The following is a 17,105-nucleotide window of genomic DNA, read 5'->3' on the forward strand; positions in this document are numbered from 1 at the left end:
AACATCATGGCAACCTACAAGCACGACGACAATTCGGTAGTGGTCATCATCGGCTCCGGCGCGGGCGGCGGCACGCTGGCCAACGAGCTGTGCCAGAAGGGCATCAAGGTGGTGGTGCTGGAGGCCGGCAAGCGCCAGTCGCCGGCCACCTTCATCAATGACGAGTGGGCCGCCTTCGGCCAGCTGTCGTGGACCGACAAGCGCACCACCTCCGGCAGCTGGCGGGTGGCGAAGGACTTTCCCAACCTGCCGGCGTGGATCTGCAAGACGGTGGGCGGCACCACCACCCACTGGGCGGGCGCCTCGCTGCGCTTCCAGGAGCACGAGTTCCGTACCCGCACGGTGTACGGCGACATCGCCGGGGCCAACCTGCTCGACTGGCCGCTGACGCTGGCCGAGCTGGAGCCGTACTATGCCCGTGCCGAGGACAAGATGGGCGTGACCCGCACCCACGACATCCCGGGGCTGCCCGGCAACAACAACTTCAAGGTGTTCTACAACGGCGCCACCAAGATGGGCTACGGCGCCACCACCGGCCGCATGGCGATCAACAGCGAACCGCGCGCCGGGCGCGGCTCCTGCCAGCAGTACGGGTTCTGTTTCCAGGGCTGCAAGAGCGGCGCCAAGTGGTCCACGCTGTACACCGAGATTCCCGCCGCCGAGAAGACCGGCAAGCTGGAACTGCGCACCGAGTGCCATGTGGCGCGCATCGAGCACGATGCCGCCGGCAAGGCCACCGGCGTGGTGTATTTCGACAAGGACGGCAAGGAGCAGCGCCAGAAGGCGCGCGTGGTGTGCGTGGCGGGCAACGCCATCGAAACGCCGCGCCTGCTGCTGATGTCCGCGTCCAGCAAGTTCCCGGACGGGCTCGCCAACTCCTCCGGCCAGGTGGGGCGTAACTACATGCGCCACACCACCGGCTCGGTGTATGCCACCTTCAACGACCCGGTGCACATGTACCGCGGCACCACCATGGCCGGCATCGTGCAGGACGAGGCCCACCACAACACCAAGCGCGGCTTTGCCGGCGGCTACGAGCTGGAGACGCTGTCGCTCGGCCTGCCCTTCATGGCGGCCTTCCTCAACCCCGGCGGCTGGGGCAAGGACTTTGCCGAGGCGATGGACAACTACGTCAACATGGCCGGGCTGTGGATCGTCGGCGAGGACATGCCGCAGGAAACCAACCGCGTCACGCTGCACGCCACCGAGAAGGACCAGTGGGGGCTGCCGGTGCCCAACGTGCATTACGACGACCACCCCAACGACATCGCGCTGCGCAAGCACGCCTACCAGCAGGCCAGCGCGCTGTATCAGTCGGTGGGGGCGAAAAAGGTGTACGAGGTGCCGCCTTATCCCTCCACCCACAACCTCGGCACCTGCCGCATGAGCGCCAAGGCGAGCGACGGCGTGCTGAACAAGTGGGGCCAGACGCACGACATCAAGAACCTGTTCGTCTCCGACGGCAGCCAGTACACGACCGGCGCAACGGAAAACCCGACGCTGACCATCGTGACGCTGGCGATCCGCCAGGCGGACTACATTGCCGGGCAGATGCAGGCGCGGGCGCTCTGAGCGCACCCGCCGGGCGGCGCGTCCGTTTCATGCCGGGCGCGCCGCCTCAAGGGATTGCCCCCTCACCGGGGTAGTGCATCTCCCTCCTTGGCGCCGGGTCGGTCCGGCGTCTTTTTTTATCTGGAACCATCATGAAGATCGTGGATGCGCCGGCCCCGCGTGCGGGACGGGCGGATCGCGCGGCGCTGCTGTCGCTGGCCTTGTTGAGCGGCCCCGCGCTGGCCGATCGCCCCTTGACCGTGGACGACGCGGCCACGCTGGCGGTGGGCGAAGGCAAGCTCGAAGCCGGCTGGCTGCGCGACGACACGCTGCGCGGGGTGGAAGTGAATGGCGGCTATTCACCGCTGCAGGGGCTGGAACTGGAGGCCGGCGCCGGGCGCGGTGAAGCGCGCGGCAAGCGCGACTGGCGCCGCGCGCACGCCGAGGGCGTGGCGGTCAAATGGGTGCCGCTGCAAGCGCCGGTCGGGTTGTCCGCCGGGCTGCGCTACGCCTATGTGCGCGACCGGGTGGAACTGAACGGCGGCGGACGGCTGCACGGCCATCTTCACGACGCCACCGCGCTGGCGAGCTGGGCGAGCGAGGCCGGCAACGCGCTGCACCTCAACCTCGGCCGGCGCTGGGGCCGCTTCGATGGCGAACGCAGCGCGGTGACGCACTGGGGCCTCGCCGCCGAACACCCGCTGACCGAAACGCTGACGCTGACCGCCGAGATCGTGCGCGACGCCGACGCCCGGCCCGAGCGCGCGCTCGGCCTGCGCTACCTCGTCACCGACGACCTCGCGCTGTCGGCCGCGTGCGGGCGCGGCGACGGACGGAATTTCTGTACCGCGGCGGTGAGCTGGACCTTCTGACAGGCGCGCCGCAGGACCGCGCCTGCCGGCACCGCTAGCCCGCCGCCCACGTCCGCAGCACGGCCAGCGCCAGCCCCAGCGCGCAGGCCGGCGCGCCGAACAGCGCGCGCCAGATCCATCCGCGCGGTTGGAAGCCGACGCCGGCGACGAAGCCGGCGCTCATCGCCCAGAACAGCGCGAGCGCGGCGAGGTGGTCGGCGCCGCCCTGCGCGCCCGCCAGCACGCGCGGCCACGCGGTAACGCCCAGCATGATCGCGAGCGCCGCGACCAGCGGCAGCAGGCGGATGCCGGGCGTGCGGCGCTCAGGGACGGGCAGCATCGGGGGCGAGGTCCGGGGCCGCATCGTCGGCGACTGGCTGCGCGCGGGCGTCCTCGTGTTCGCCCCACAGCGCGTTCAGGATGGCCAGCAGCACCGCAAAGCCGATGCCCAGTACCCAGGTGAAATACCACATGCGCGTCTCCTCGTTCAGTAGGCGGAATGTTCGTGTTCGCGGATGTAGGCGGCGGTGACCTTGCCCGCCATCACCCGGTAGGCCCAGCCGGTGTAGGCGATGATCAGCGGCATGAAGATCAGCGTGGCCCAGAACATGATCGACAGCGTGCGCTGGCTCGACACCGCGTCCCACACCGTGAGGCTGGCGCCGGGCACGGTGGAGGAGGGCAGCACGAAGGGGAACATCGACCCCCCGGCGGTGCCGATCACGCCGGTCAGCGCCAGCGCCGAGGCGACGAAGGCGGCCAGCGTGCGCCGCCGCGCGGCCAGCGCCAGCGCGGCCACGCCGCCCGCATAGGCCAGCGCCGGCAGCGCCAGCGTGGCGGGCTGGCGGCCATAGTTGGCCAGCCAGGCCCCGGCGGCGTGCACCGCGCTCTTGGTCAGCGGATTGGGCAGCGCGGCAGGGTCCGGCGCCGTGACGAGCACGTAGCCGAAGTCGCCATACGCCAGCCACAGCCCCGCCGCGGAGAAGCCCGCCAGCATCAGCACGCCGAAGATCAGCGCGGCCCGCAGCGCACGGCGCTGGATCTCGCCCTCGGTGCGGTGGGCGAGGTAGATCGCGCCGTGAAAGGTCAGCATCGCGCTGCCCACCACGCCCGTGAGCAGCGCGAAGGGGTTGAGCAGGCCGAAGAAGCTGCCGGTGTAGTAGGGCACCAGGTTGGCGTCGAAGTGGAAGGGCACGCCCTGCAGGAGGTTGCCGAATGCCACGCCGAAGATCAGCGGCGGCACCGCACCGCCCACGAACAGGCCCCAGTCCCACGTGCGGCGCCAGCCGGCGTGGTGGATCTTGCTGCGGTAGTCGAAGCCGACCGGGCGGAAGAACAGCGCCCACAGCACCGCCAGCATCGCCCAGTAGAAGCCCGAGAACGCGGTGGCATAGACCAGCGGCCAGGCGGCGAAGATGGCGCCGCCGCCGGTGATGAACCACACCTGGTTGCCGTCCCAGTGCGGGCCGACGGTGTTGATGATGACGCGGCGTTCCTCGTCGTTGCGGCCGACGAAGGGCAGCAGCGTGCCCACGCCCATGTCGTGGCCGTCCATGATGGCGAAGCCGATAAGCAGCACGCCCACCAGCAGCCACCAGATGAGTTTGAGGGTCGGGTAGTCGAAGATCATGGCGGCTCCGGTCAGGCGGGAAGGGCGGCGGGGTGGGCTTCGTTGGCGTAGCGGCCGGTGCCCAGGCTGCCCGGGCCCTGGCGCGCGAACTTCACCATCAGGTACAGCTCCACCACGAGCAGCACGGTGTAGAAGCCGACGAAACCCGCGAGCGAGCCGTACAGGCTTTCCACCGTCAGCGTGGAAACCGACAGGTGGGTGGGCAGCACGCCGTAGATGGTCCACGGCTGGCGGCCGTATTCGGCGACGAACCAGCCCATCTCGCACGCGATCCACGGCGCCGGCAGGAACCACAGCGCCCACTTCAGCAGCCCCGGCCGGCGCGCGAAGTCGCCGCGCACCGAGTGCCACAGCGCCAGCCCGAACAGCACCAGCATCGCAAAGCCCAGCCCCACCATCGCGCGGAAGGTCCAGAACAGCGGCGCGACGCGCGGCAGGGTGTCGCGCGCGGCCTGGTCGATCAGCGCCGGGGTGGCGTCGTTCACGTCGGCCACGTATTTGCGCAGCAGCAGGCCGAAGCCGAGGTCGCCCTGCACCGCGGCGAAGCGGCTGCGCAGCGCGGCGTCGTCCGGGCTGCGCCGCAGCGCGTCGAGCAGCTTCACCGCCTCGATGCCGCTCACCACGCGCTCGCGGTTGCGCGCCAGGATCTCCTTCAGCCCGGGCAGGGTCTTGTCCACCGAGCGGGTGCCGATCAGGCCCATCAGCCAGGGGACGTGGAGCGCGAAGTCGTTGCGCATCGCGGCGTCGTTGGGCAGCGCGATCAGGTTGAAGCTGGCGGGCGCGGGTTCGGTCTCCCACATCGCCTCGATCGCGGCGAGCTTGGTCTGCTGCGCCTCGCCCAGCGCATAGCCGGATTCGTCGCCGAGCACGATCACCGAGCAGATCGACGCAAAGCCGAACGCCGCGGCGATGCGGAAGCTGCGCTTGGCGAACTCCACGTCGCGCCGGCGCAGCAGGTAGTAGGCCGACACCGACAGCACGAACATCGCCCCGGTGACGTAGCCGGCGGACACGGTATGCACGAACTTGCCCTGCGCCACCGGGTTGAACACCACCGCCCAGAAGTCGGTCAGCTCCATCCGCATCGTCTCGTAGCTGAATTCCGCGCCCACCGGGTGCTGCATCCAGCCGTTGGCGATCAGGATCCACAGCGCGGAAAGGTTGGTGCCGACCGCCATCAGCAGCGTCACCAGCAGGTGCTGGCGGCGCGACAGGCGGTCCCAGCCGAAGAAGAACAGGCCGATGAAGGTGGATTCGAGGAAGAAGGCCATCAGGCCCTCGATCGCCAGCGGCGCGCCGAACACGTCGCCCACGTAGTGCGAGTAGTAGGCCCAGTTGGTGCCGAACTGGAATTCCAGCGTGATGCCGGTGGTGACGCCGAGCGCGAAGTTGATGCCGAACAGCTTGCCCCAGAAGCGGGTCATGTCCTTGTAGACCGGCTTGCCGGTCATCACGTAGGCGCTCTCCATGATGACGAGCAGCCACACCATGCCGAGCGTGAGCGGCACGAACAGGAAGTGGTACATCGCCGTGGCGGCGAACTGCAGCCGCGACAGGTCGACGAGCTGGTCAGTGACCATCGGGTTCTCCTGGAATCGTTCTGTTGGGGTTGGGGGTGGGGTGAGGGGCGGGATGGACGCCTGCCGGCGCCGCCAGCACGTGCCCGCCCATCGCCGCGCCGTCCACCGCCACGCGCGCCTCGCGCACGAAGGCGAACCACAGGCCCGCGAGCAGCGCGAGCTTCAGGAGGACGATCAGGACGAGTTCGCGCACGAGGCGGCGGTCGGTGGTGTGCATGGCGGGCGTCGGGCTGTGGGGTCCACATAACAAGCGCCGTGCCACGCCGGGCCGCGCGGGGAAAGTCCCGCTTATTCCGTTGGTTATACCCCGCAGCGGCTGCGGCGATTGACGCCGATGCTGCCAAAGCGGCAGAGTGTATGGCGTCGATTCCGCCATGGATGGCAGTCATGTGCCCTGATGCCCGCTCCCTCCCCGAACTGGTCTCCTTCCTCGAAACGCTGCCCGAGCCGCACATCCTGTGCGACCGCGACTACCGCATCGTCGCCGCCAACGCGGCCTACCGCGCGTCGTGCGCGGGCGGCGGCGAGGTGATCGGGCGCACCTGCTACGAGGTTTCGCACCGTTACAGCGTGCCCTGCGACCGCGCCGGCGAGTCCTGCCCGCTCGCGCGCAGCCTCGCGTCCGGCCAGCGCGAGCGCGTGCTGCATCTGCACCACACGCCGCGCGGCGAGGACTACGTGAACATCGAGCTGTCGCCACTGCGCGACGCCAGCGGCGAGATCGCGTGGTTCATCGAGAAGATGGAGCCGCTGGCGGTGGCGCGCGGCGAGGCCGGCGGCCACGGCCTGATCGGCCGCGCGCCGGCCTTTCAGCGCATGCTGGAGCTGGTGATGCGAGTCGCCCCGGCCGAGGCCAGCGTGCTGCTGCAGGGCGAATCCGGCACCGGCAAGGAGCTGGTGGCGGCCGCGGTGCACCGCGCCAGCCGCCGCGCCGAACGCCCCTTCGTGGTGGTGGATTGCTCCGGCCTGCCCGAAACCCTGTTCGAAAGCGAACTCTTCGGCCACGAGCGCGGCGCCTTCACCGGCGCGGTGTCGCGCAAGCCGGGGCTGGTGGAGGCCGCCGCCGGCGGCACGCTGTTCCTCGACGAGGTCGGCGACATTCCGCTCGGCATGCAGGTGAAGCTGCTGCGGCTGCTGGAAACCGGCACCTACCGGCGGGTGGGCGCCACCGAGCTGCGGCGCGCCGACGTGCGCCTGGTATCGGCCACCCACCGCCCGCTGCAACGCATGGTGCGCGAGGGCGCCTTCCGCCAGGACCTCTACTTCCGCATCAACACCTTCCCGATCACCGTGCCGGCGCTGCGCGAACGGGTCGAAGACCTGCCGCTGCTGGTCGATTCACTGCTGGAGCGGGTTGCGCCGCGCCGCGGGCTGACGGTATCGGCGGCGGCGATGCGGGTGCTGGCGGCCTATCCCTTTCCCGGCAACGTGCGCGAGCTGCGCAACGTGCTCGAGCGCGCCAGCCTGATGTGCGACGGCGAGGTGATCGGGCCTGCGCATCTCGCCGAGGAAGTGCGCGCGCCGGGCGGCCCGGCGGTAGACGATGACGCCCTGCTGGCGCCCGCCGCCGAACCGCCGCTGGATCTGGCCGAAGTGCAGCGCCAGACCCTGCTGCGCGCCGCTCGCAGCCACCGCGGCAGCCGCCGCGAACTCGCGCGCAAGCTCGGGTTGAGCGAGCGCACGCTGTACCGGCGCCTGCGCGCCTTGTCGGCAGACGAGGATTCAGCACTGCCGGAGCAGGACAGCGACTGACATCGCTGGCAGACCTGGCAGCACCTGTCACCCGGCGGCGCGCCGCAATCCCGGGCGGGGGCTGACGAGGCCGGATGGCACGCGGCTTGCCATCCTGTTCCGCTGCGAGGCCGTGTCGCGGCTGCCGTCCGGTCGCCACCTCTGGACCGCCCAACCCCTGGGACTGCAGCCGCGGGCGCTGGGCCGCGCCGGCCTCGCACCCTCCCACCCGCTGCCCGCGGGCAATCGACCCCCGCCAACCGGGAAAAAGGAAAGACCATGTCCGCCACCTGCCAGGACCGACGACTGCTGCTGCTCGCCACCTCCGGCGCCGGCGCGGTTGCCGCTGTCGCCACCGCGGTGCCCTTCGTCGCCAGCCTCACGCCGTCCGCCCGGGCGCGTGCCAGCGGCGCGCCGGTAGAAGTCGATGTGGGCACGCTGCCCGCGGGCGAGATGATGACCGTCGAATGGCGCGGCAAGCCGGTGTGGATCCTGCACCGCGACGCGGCGATGCTGGCGGCGCTGGACGCGCACGCAGCGCGCCTCGCGGACGCCGGCTCCGCCGTCACCCAGCAGCCCGACTACGCGCGCAACGCCCATCGTTCGATCCGGCCGGAATTCCTCGTCGTGGTCGGCATCTGCACCCACCTCGGCTGCTCGCCGTCGGAGAAGTTCGCCGCCGGCGCCGCGGCGGGCATGCCGGCCGACTGGCCCGGCGGTTTCCTGTGCCCCTGTCACGGCTCCACCTTCGATCTCGCCGGCCGCGTCTTCCTCGGCCAGCCGGCGCCGACGAACCTGGAGGTGCCGCCGCACGCCTGGCTGTCCGACACCCTGCTGCGCATCGGCGAGGCCGAAGACAGCGCCTGACCCGCCGCGCGCGGCTTGCCGATCCGGGCTAACGCCCGCCGCGGCGCCGCTCCTAGAATCCGGCCACCTTGTGCTCCAGTCTCATGCCGTGGCCGCCACTTCCACCCGCCTTGCCGCCGTGCCGTCCGCGCCCGCCGCCCACGCGGCGGCGCCGGCGCGCGAACTCGCCTGGCTGTACGGTTTCGTGCGGCCGCAGCGGGGCGCGATCGCGGGCTTGATGGCGTTGTCGCTGCTGGCTTCCGCGCTGGCGCTGCTGCAACCCTGGCTGACCAAGCTGCTGATCGACGACGGCCTGCTCGCCGGCGACCGCCGCGCGCTGCTGCTGATCGCCGCCGCGATGATCGCGGCCGGGCTCGCCGGCACCCTGCTCGCCGGTGCCAACCGCCTGCTGCATACCCGGCTGTCGGGCCGCATCCTGTTCGCGCTGCGCAGTGACCTGTACGGCCATCTGCAGACGCTGTCGCCCGCGTTCTACGGCCGCCAGCGCCTCGGCGACCTGATCGCGCGGCTCGATGGCGACGTCGCCGAAATCCAGCGCTTCGCGGTCGACAGCCTGTTCGCCGCGCTCAGCAGCGTGCTCGGGCTGGTCGGCACCGTGGCGCTGATGCTGACGCTGTCGTGGAAGCTGTCGCTGCTGTTGCTGGTGCTGGTGCCGCTGGAAGTGCTGTGGCTGCGGCGCATGCGGCGCCGGCTGGAAGGCGAGGTGCGCGCCACCCGCGAACGCGCCGCCGACGTCTCCAGCTTCCTGGTCGAAACCCTGCCGGCGATGAAGTTCATCCAGGCCAGCGGTCAGCAGGCGCGTGAGCGGCAGCGGCTGGACGCGCTCGGCGTGCGCTACCTGGACGACCTGCTGCGGCTGCAGCGCAGTGAATTCCTCACCGCCGCGGTGCCGGGCACGCTCACCTCGTGGACGCGCGCCGCGGCTTTCCTGGTCGGCGGCTGGTGGGTCATCGACGGCGACTGGCAGCTCGGCGCGCTGATCGCGTTCTCCACCTACCTCGGCATGGCGACCGGGCCGGTGAACACGCTGCTCGGGTTGTACGTGGCGGTGCGGCGCATGCGCGTCAGCCTCGCCCGGGTGGGCGAACTGCGCGCCGCGGCGGCGGACGTGCGCGATGCCGGCGGCGCGCCGCTGTTTGCCCCGCGCGGCGAGCTGCGGCTGGAAGGCGTGGGCTTTCGCCATCGCGACCGCGCGGACGTGGTGCTCGCCGACGCCGAGGCGCTGATTCCGGCGGGCGCCAAGGTCGCGCTGAGCGGCCCCTCCGGGGTGGGCAAGAGCACGCTGATCGACCTGCTGCAACGCCATTACGACCCCGACACCGGCACCCTGCGGCTCGACGGCCGCGACCTGCGCAGCCTTGCGCTCGGCGACCTGCGGCGCGCGGTGGCGGTCGTCAGCCAGGACATCGTGCTGTTCCGCGGCACGCTCGCCGACAACATCCGCTATGCCGCGCCGGATGCCGCCGACGACGCGGTGCGCGCCGCGGCCCGCCGCGCGCGGCTGGACGAACTGATCGCGGCGCTGCCCGCGGGGCTGGACACGCCGCTGGGCGAGCGCGGCCAGCAGCTCTCCGGCGGCCAGCGCCAGCGCATCGCGATCGCCCGCGCGCTGCTGCAGAACCCCTGCGTGCTGATCCTGGACGAAGCGACGTCGGCGGTGGACGAGGCCACCGAGGCGCAGGTGATCGCGGCGGTGGACGAACTCTTTGCCGCCCGCACCCGCATCTACGTCAGCCACCGCGCGACGACGCTGGCCGGCTGCGAGCTGCATCTGGTGCTGGAGCAGGGCGGCCGGCTGCGCTGCGCGAGCGCCGGGGCGGCCGCGTGAACGCGCCACCGCAGGGCCCGCTGCGCCTGCGCGTCGGCATCGTGGACAGCGGCTGCGGCGCAGCTCATCCGCTCGCGGCCGCGGCGGCTTTCGTGCTGACGCCGGACGGGGTGCATCAGGCCCCGGCGCAGCCGGACCGCCTCGGCCACGGCAGCCGGGTGGCGGACATCGTCGCCCATCTCGCCCCGTCGGCGGCGCTGTGCATCGCGCAGGTGTTCGATGCGCGGCCCGCCACCAGCGCGCTGCAGGTCGCGGCCGCGATCGACTGGCTGGTCGCGCAGGGCGCGCGGGTGATCAACCTCAGCCTCGGGCTGCGCGCGCCGCGCGCGCAACTGGCCGATGCCTGTGCGCGGGCGCTGGCCGCCGGCTGCGTGCTGTGCGCATCGGCGCCGGCGCTCGGCGCCGCGGTATATCCGGCCGCGTTCGACGGCGTGCTGCGCGTGACCGGGGACGCGCGCTGCGGGCGCGGCGAGTTCTCCGCGCTCGCCAGCGCGCAGGCCGATTTCGGCGCCTGCGTGCATCCGCTGGACGCGGCGTTTCGCGCCAGCGGCGCCAGCATGGGCTGCGCCCATCTCAGCGGCCATATCGCCGCCCACCTTGCCGGGGGCGGCGACGCCGCGCCCGCCGCGCTGCGCGCGTGGCTGGGCGCGCAGGCGCGCTACGGCCCGCAGCGGCCGGGGAGCCCGGGCGATGCGCGCTAGGCGGATCGCGGTGCTTGGGGCCGGGCCGGCCGCCATCGCCGCCGCGATCGGCCTGCGCCGCGCCGGCGAGGACGTGATGCTGATCGGCGAACCGCGCCGCTTTGCCGCCGTGGAGGGCGTCTCCGCCCGCGTGCTGGAGGCCCTGCGGCGCGCCGGATTCAGCCGCGCGCTCGCCTGCTTCGCCGCGCCATCGCGCCGCTGCGCCACCTGGAACGGCACCCTGACCCAGGCCAACTGGGAAAGCCTGGTGGAGCGCGAGCGCTTCGACCGCGCGGCGCTGGAGGATGCGCGCGCCGCCGGGGTGCGGGTGGTCGTTGGCCGGGCGCTCGATGTGCGGACCACGGCGGCGGGCCATCAGATCCACGTGGAGGGCGAGGGCGGCGCGGAGTGCGAGGCGGACTTCCTGATCGAGGCGCGCGGCCGTGCGGCGCCGGGGCTGGGGATGCCGAGGATGCGCGGCGCCGAAACGGTGTCGCTGCTGCAGTACTGGCAGGGGCCGCGCGGCGCGGTGCATTCGGCGGTGGAAAGCTGCGCCGACGGCTGGATGTGGATGGCCGCGCTCGCGGATGGCCGCCGCTACCTGCAGCTCACGCTCGACGTGGCGGGCGCGGCGTTGCCGCCCAAGGCCGAACTCGGCGCGTTCTGCCGCGCGCGCTTCGCCGCCAGCGCGGCCGCGGCCCCTTTCGTGCGCGACGCACAGCCGGTGGGCGAGCCCTGCGCGCGCACCAGTACGCCGGTGCTGCACGGCGAGCTGGCCGGCGAGAACTGGCTGCGGGTGGGCGATGCCGCGGCGGCGGTCGATCCGCTGTCGGGCAACGGCATCTTCCTGTCGCTGTCGTCCGCGCTGCAGGCGCCGGCCGTGGTCGGCACGCTGCTGCATGATCCGGCGCGCGCCGCGCTCGCCCAGCGCTTCCACCGCGAGCGCGTGGCGCACCTGTTCTACCGCTTCGCCCGCATCGGGCGCGACTTCTACGCGCAGGAACAGCGCTGGCCGCACTCGCCGTTCTGGCAGGCGCGCCGGGGCTGGCCCGACGACCTGCCGGCCGAGGGCGATGCCGCGGGCGGCGGCGCACGCATCGAACGCCGGCCGGTGGTGGCGCACGGGCGCGTGGTCGAGGACGAGGTGGTCGTGACCGCGGCCCAGCCGCTCGGCATCTGGCATCTCGATGGCATCGGGCTGGCGCCGCTGTTGCGCGCCGTGCAGGGGGCGGCGCCCGCCGCGGCCGAAGCGGCGTTGCGCGCCGAACTCGGCGGCGAGGGCGCGCGCGCGGCACGGATTGCAGCCTGGATGCGCGAACAAGGCTGGATCGCATGAGGCCGGCGCTTGCCGTTTTGGGCTAGCTGCTCCAGCGCGGCGGCGGTGGCGTGATGCGGTGGCGGCGGTCGCTCCGCCGCCGGTCGGCGTGCGTCCTCAAACCCGGTTTGCGGCCGGCGCCGCGCGGCCGGCAGGCCTGTCGTCCGCGGCGCCCGATGTCCATGGCTGCATCGCTTCGCATATCCCTGTTTTCCAGCGGTGGTGCGGGTTTTGCGCCGGTCGTCGCGCCTGCGCGCCGCACCGCACCGCCCGGGGGCTGTCGCCCATCGTTGCGCGGGCGCGGGTTCCACCGGTTTTCCGCGCCGCGGGGGCCCGCTGATTCCTTGCCGTTTTCGGGTAACGCCTTTGCCGCCCCCGCCCCTAGCATGGCCTCCGTTCGCTGACGACGGCGCCATGGCTGGCGCCGCGCGTGTGGCAGACGCGGGATGTTCCGCGGCGACCGACAGGAGCTTAGACCTTGAAGATGAAATCGATGGCCCGTCTGCTGGGCACGGGGATGGCGGCACTGGGTATCGCGCTGGGCGCGGCGCCGGCGGCGGCCGCCGGGGATGCGCTGATCGCCGGGAAGTGCCTGGTGTGTCATGCGGATGGGCAGGGCGGCAGTGGCCGCATTGCCCAGCAGCGCAAGACGCCGGAGGGCTGGCTGATGACGGTGGCGCGCATGCAGCTGACCCACGGGCTGCAGGTGACCGACGCCGAGCGGCGCGAGATCGTCAAATACCTGGCCGACACGCAGGGTCTGGCGCCGTCCGAAAGCGCTGGCGCGCGTTACGCGATCGAACGGCGCCTGAACACGGTGGAGCAGTTCGAGTCCGCCGAATTCACCCAGATGTGCGCGCGCTGCCATTCCGGTGCGCGCGTGCTGCTGCAGCGGCGCACCGCGAGCGAATGGGAGCATCTCATCCATTTCCACCTCGGCCAGTTCCCCACCGCGGAATACCAGGCGCTGGGCCGGGACCGCGACTGGTTCGGCGTGGCGCTGAAAGACATCGCACCGATGCTGGCGCGCACCCAGCCTTTCGAATCCGCCGCGTGGAAGCAGTGGCGCGCGCGCGCGCCGCAGGCGGTGGCGGGCGAATGGAGCGTCAGCGGCCGCATGGCAGGGCGCGGGGCCTTCACCGCGACGATGCGGGTGGCGCCGGCCGCCGGCAAGGACCAGTACACGCTGGCGCTCGCCGGCCGCTGGGACGACGGCGCGCCGCTGCAGGGCGAGGGCGCGGCGGTGATCTACACCGGCTACGAGTGGCGCGCCGACCTGCAACTGGACGGCCAGCCGATGCGTCAGGTGTTCGCGCTCGACAAGGGCGTGCTGCGCGGGCGGATGTTCCTGCGCGACCAGGATGAAGTCGGCGCCGACGTGGTTGCCGGGCGGGTGGAAGGCGGCGCCGCGCGCGTGCTGGCGGTGCATCCGGCGCACCTGCGCAGCGGCGAAGAGACCGAACTGCGCATCGTCGGCACCGGGCTGGACGGCGCGGTGCGCCTGCCGGCGGGGGTGCGCACGCTGAAGGTGGTGGCGCGCACGCCGACCGAGGTGGTGCTGCGGGTGCGCGCCGAGGCGGGCGCGCAGGGCGTGCATCCGGTGGCGGTGGGCAAGGCGCGCGGCGCCAGCCTCGCGCTGTACGACCGCATTGCCGCGGTGAAGGTGGTGCCTGCCTTCGCGGTGGCGCGCATCGGCGGCAACGGCACGCCTTCGCCCAAGGTGGAAGGCCGCTTCGAGGCGGAAGCCTGGGCCGCCGGGCGCGACGGCAAGCCGGGCACCGCCGACGACTACCGCATCGGCATCGTGCCGGCGAAGTGGTCGGTGGCGCCGCACGACGAGGTGGCGGCGCGCGACGAGGACGTCCGCTTCGCCGGCGTGATGCAGCCGGACACCGGCATCTTCGTGCCGGGCGGCGCCGGGCCCAACCCCGCGCGGCGCATGAGCGCCAACAACGTCGGCAACCTGAAGGTGGTGGCCGAGGTGGTGCAGGGCGGCGAACGCGTGCAGGGCGAGGGCCACATGATCGTGGCGGCCCAGCGCTGGAACAACCCGCCGCTGCCCTGAGCACGGCGCGCCGGACGCAGGCGGGCGCCACGCGCCCGCGCCCCGATATCCCGCAAGAGAGGTTTCCATGGCTGCGGTGCTGAACCTGATCCATCACAACCTGCACGAGGTGCGCGTGGACGACACGCGCATGCTGTTCCACATCCCGAGCAGCTCGCTGTTCGCGCTCGACGAGCTGACCGCCGCGGTGATCGACCGCATCCGCCGCGACAGCCTGACCGCGGAGGCGCTGGTCGCCGGGCTGCGGCCGCGCTTTGCGGCGGCGGCGGTAAGCGAGGCGCTGGACGAACTCGCCGCGCTCGAACTCGTCTCCGACGGCCGTCCGCGCGCCGAAGCGGCAGCGCTGCGGGCGCCGGCGCAGTTTCCGCTGAGCACCGTGGTGCTCAACGTCAACACCGGCTGCAACCTGAGCTGCACCTACTGCTACAAGGAAGACCTCGACACGCCCTCGGCCGGCCGCAAGATGAGCCTGGACACCGCGCGCGCGTCGATCGAGCTGCTGCTGCGCGAATCGCCCGACGAGCCGCGCTACACGGTGGTCTTCTTCGGCGGCGAGCCGCTGAGCAACCTGCCGCTGATCAAGGCGGTGGTCGAATACTGCGAAGCCCGCTTCGCCGGGCTGGGCAAGGTGGTGGACTTCGTCATGACCACCAATGCCACGCTGCTCAACGACGACACCATCGCGTGGCTGGACGCGCACCGCTTCGGCCTGTCGGTGAGCATGGACGGGCCGGAGGCGATCCACGACCGCAACCGCCGCACCGTCGGCGGGCACGGCACCTACCGCACCGTCAGCGACAAGGCCGGCCGCCTGCTGGCGCGCTACCGCTCGCGGCCGGTGGGGGCGCGGGTGACGCTGACGCGCGGCACCACCGAAGTCGAGCGCATCTGGGACCACCTGTTCAACGAACTCGGCTTTGCCGAGGTGGGCTTCGCGCCGGTCACCGCCGGCGACATCGAGACCTTCAACCTGACCGGGGAGGAACTGGCGGAGGTGTTCGCCGCGTTCAAGCGCCTCGGCCGGCGCTACCTGGACGCCGCGCTGGCGGGGCGCAACATCGGCTTCTCCAACCTGCACCAGCTCATCACCGACCTGCACGAAGGGCACAAGAAGTCGCTGCCCTGCGGCGCCGGCCTGAAGATGCTGGCGGTGGACCATCAGGGCGGACTCAATCTCTGCCACCGCTTCACCGGCTCGGCGCTGCCCACCTTCGGCGACGTGACGAGCGGCGTCCGCCACCAGCAGCTCGGCGACTTCCTCGCCCAGCGCCTGGACCGCAGCGGCACCGGCTGCGAGAGCTGCCGCATCCGCAACCTGTGCGCGGGCGGCTGCTACCACGAGAGCTACGCCCGCTACGGCGATCCCGCCCACCCCACCTATCACTACTGCGAGCTGATGCGCGACTGGGTCGATTTCGGCATCGAGGTGTACAGCCGCATCATGGCCGGCAACCCGGCCTTCATCGAACAGCACATTTCGCCGAGGAGGGCGAACTGAGATGAAACATCTGAAAGCGATCAACCAGAAGGCGCGCCTGCTGGAGCAGGCCGCCGGCGAAGGCCGCGCCGAGGAAGTCGTGGCGATGAGCGCCGTGGTCGGTTGCACGGCCACCGTGGACCCCGGCTGGGAGGTGGATGCCTTCGGCGGCGTCGGCTCGCTGTGCCAGCCGATGGAGGCCGACCTGTACGGCTGCGCCGACCCCTGCTGGTGGCCGGCCCAGGTGCCCGACGTGATGAACACCTACCCCGACTGGGGCAAGGACGCGCCCGACCTGACCCAGGACTGGCGCAAGCTCGGCTCGGTGTTTCCGGGCGACAAGCGTTGAGACGGGGGAGGATGACGATGGCACACACGACTCCCGCGCTGCGCTGCACCGCGCTGCTCGCCACCCTGGCCGCCGCGCTGCCGGCCGCCGCGCAGAATGCGCCCACCGCGCTCAACACCGACCGCGCCCTGCAGAGCGGACACGAATACCTGGTGGTGGCCAACCGGCCGAACAACCTGCATGTGGTCGACCTGCAGAGCAACACGCTCTACAAGACCTGCCCGCTGCCCGACGCCTTCGGCCCCGGCACCGCGCAGATCTCGCCCGACCGCCGCACCGCCTACATCCTCAACAACCGCTTCGAGGACATCTACGGCATCGACCTCGACACCTGCGAGGTGCGCTTCCGCGCCCACATGGCGCAGGCGGACAACGAACGCGCGAAGGCGATCTTCTCGTTCGCGATCAGCGCCGACGGGAAGTCGCTGTACGCGGTGCAGAACCCCACCACCCTGCACCGCGACCATTACCGGGTCGGCGAGCCGCGCTTCGTGGTGTACGACACCGCCGCCGGGCTGGACGCCAAGCCGGTCCGCAGCTTCCCAGCGCCGCGCCAGGCCACCGTGATGCAGGCCGCGCTGGACGGGTCGGGCGCGGTGTATATGGCCGGCGCCAACCTCTACAGGGTGGACCCGGCCACCGGCACCTTCACCACGACGCTGCCGATCCGCGACTGGCAGCGCCCGGGCTACGCACCGCCCGACGTGCTGTACGCGTGGCCGATCCAGACCCCGACCAAGGACTTCACGCTGCTCTACACCACCGCCCGGGTGGCGGACGCAAGCAAGCCCGAAAGCGCGGAATACCGCTACGGCCTGCTCAACGTGAACCTGCAGACGGGCGAGGCGGAAGCGCCCGAGTTCGGGCCGCTCACCGAGATCTACTTCAGCGGCGTGCGCTGGCCCAAGGACCGCAACATCATGTTCGGCCTGCTGCACCGGCTGGCGAAGTACGACATCAAGGCGCAGAAGCTGCTGGAAGCGGTGGAGCTGGAGCACACCTACTACGCGCTGCTGACCAACGCCTCCGGCAGCCGGCTCTACCTCACCGGCACCTTCAACGACATCGCGGTGTATGACGCCGAGACGCTGAAGAAGGTGACCAACGTGCAACTGCCCGGCGGCGACATGTCGCTTGGCACCGGGCAGGTGTTCATGCGCTGAGGAGGGTGCGGGGCGGGG

The 17,105-nt window shown here is 71.8% G+C and carries 16 protein-coding genes; 11 read left to right on the plus strand and 5 right to left on the minus strand.

The features are described from left to right. The first annotated feature begins 6 nt into the window (after positions 1-6). Positions 7-1,572, plus strand: coding sequence for a GMC family oxidoreductase (locus dqs_RS06595; protein WP_011764961.1), 1,566 nt, complete (start codon positions 7-9; stop codon positions 1,570-1,572). Positions 1,573-1,703: 131 nt separating this feature from the next. After that, entirely contained in the window at positions 1,704-2,423 is a 720-nt protein-coding gene (locus dqs_RS06600; protein WP_065339989.1) for a porin family protein, read from the plus strand. Between the two features lie 34 nt (positions 2,424-2,457). On the opposite strand, the gene dqs_RS06605 is transcribed toward dqs_RS06600, so the two are convergent. From dqs_RS06605 to cydP, 5 genes are read right to left on the minus strand one after another with little or no spacing between them, the layout of a single operon-like run. After that, positions 2,458-2,742, minus strand: coding sequence for a cyd operon YbgE family protein (locus dqs_RS06605; protein ID WP_157108155.1), 285 nt, complete (start codon positions 2,740-2,742; stop codon positions 2,458-2,460). Beyond that, positions 2,726-2,875 carry a cytochrome bd-I oxidase subunit CydX gene (gene cydX, locus dqs_RS21265; protein WP_065339991.1) on the minus strand — a complete coding sequence of 50 codons (150 nt, stop codon included), beginning with the start codon at positions 2,873-2,875 and terminating at the stop codon, positions 2,726-2,728. Before cydX ends, dqs_RS06605 begins: the two co-directional genes overlap by 17 nt. Positions 2,876-2,889: 14 nt before the next feature. After that, positions 2,890-4,032 (minus strand): cytochrome d ubiquinol oxidase subunit II, encoded by a 1,143-nt coding sequence (cydB, locus tag dqs_RS06615; RefSeq protein WP_065339992.1) that lies wholly within the window; start codon positions 4,030-4,032, stop codon positions 2,890-2,892. An 11-nt stretch (positions 4,033-4,043) separates the two neighbouring features. Next, positions 4,044-5,612, minus strand: coding sequence for a cytochrome ubiquinol oxidase subunit I (locus dqs_RS06620; protein WP_065339993.1), 1,569 nt, complete (start codon positions 5,610-5,612; stop codon positions 4,044-4,046). After that, the gene (gene cydP / locus dqs_RS06625) at positions 5,602-5,829 is read right to left on the minus strand and encodes a cytochrome oxidase putative small subunit CydP (protein WP_011764966.1); all 228 of its coding nucleotides are present in this window, start codon (positions 5,827-5,829) and stop codon (positions 5,602-5,604) included. Before cydP ends, dqs_RS06620 begins: the two co-directional genes overlap by 11 nt. Before the next feature lie 170 nt (positions 5,830-5,999). Between cydP and dqs_RS06630 the strand changes: the two genes are divergently transcribed. The 9 genes from dqs_RS06630 (at position 6,000) to peaD (ending at position 17,087) form a co-directional block, all read left to right on the plus strand. Then, positions 6,000-7,364 (plus strand): sigma-54 interaction domain-containing protein, encoded by a 1,365-nt coding sequence (locus dqs_RS06630; RefSeq protein ID WP_041642388.1) that lies wholly within the window; start codon positions 6,000-6,002, stop codon positions 7,362-7,364. Positions 7,365-7,622: 258 nt separating this feature from the next. Continuing rightward, positions 7,623-8,210 (plus strand): ubiquinol-cytochrome c reductase iron-sulfur subunit, encoded by a 588-nt coding sequence (gene petA, locus dqs_RS06635; protein ID WP_065339994.1) that lies wholly within the window; start codon positions 7,623-7,625, stop codon positions 8,208-8,210. 118 nt (positions 8,211-8,328) lie between these two features. Further along, positions 8,329-10,038, plus strand: a complete 1,710-nt coding sequence (locus dqs_RS06640; RefSeq protein ID WP_065341662.1) for an ABC transporter ATP-binding protein — start codon at positions 8,329-8,331, stop codon at positions 10,036-10,038. Next, complete coding sequence (gene qhpE / locus dqs_RS06645) at positions 10,035-10,739, plus strand: subtilisin-like serine protease QhpE (protein WP_179948015.1); 705 nt, start codon at positions 10,035-10,037, stop codon at positions 10,737-10,739. The genes dqs_RS06640 and qhpE overlap by 4 nt, the downstream gene beginning before the upstream one ends. Next, the gene (gene qhpG, locus dqs_RS06650; RefSeq protein ID WP_065339995.1) at positions 10,729-12,054 is read left to right on the plus strand and encodes a flavin-dependent monooxygenase QhpG; all 1,326 of its coding nucleotides are present in this window, start codon (positions 10,729-10,731) and stop codon (positions 12,052-12,054) included. The genes qhpE and qhpG overlap by 11 nt, the downstream gene beginning before the upstream one ends. Before the next feature lie 463 nt (positions 12,055-12,517). After that, entirely contained in the window at positions 12,518-14,098 is a 1,581-nt protein-coding gene (gene peaA / locus dqs_RS06655; protein ID WP_418202062.1) for a quinohemoprotein amine dehydrogenase subunit alpha, read from the plus strand. 67 nt (positions 14,099-14,165) lie between these two features. Further along, on the plus strand, positions 14,166-15,596 hold the full coding sequence (peaB, locus tag dqs_RS06660) for a quinohemoprotein amine dehydrogenase maturation protein (protein ID WP_011764973.1): 1,431 nt from the start codon (positions 14,166-14,168) through the stop codon (positions 15,594-15,596). A gap of 1 nt (position 15,597) precedes the next feature. Beyond that, entirely contained in the window at positions 15,598-15,924 is a 327-nt protein-coding gene (gene qhpC / locus dqs_RS06665; RefSeq protein WP_011764974.1) for a quinohemoprotein amine dehydrogenase subunit gamma, read from the plus strand. Positions 15,925-15,941: 17 nt separating this feature from the next. Continuing rightward, entirely contained in the window at positions 15,942-17,087 is a 1,146-nt protein-coding gene (gene peaD, locus dqs_RS06670) for a quinohemoprotein amine dehydrogenase subunit beta (protein ID WP_065339997.1), read from the plus strand. Positions 17,088-17,105 lie beyond the last annotated feature (18 nt).

This window comes from Azoarcus olearius, from assembly GCF_001682385.1.
Taxonomy (GTDB): Bacteria; Pseudomonadota; Gammaproteobacteria; order Burkholderiales; family Rhodocyclaceae; genus Azoarcus; species Azoarcus olearius.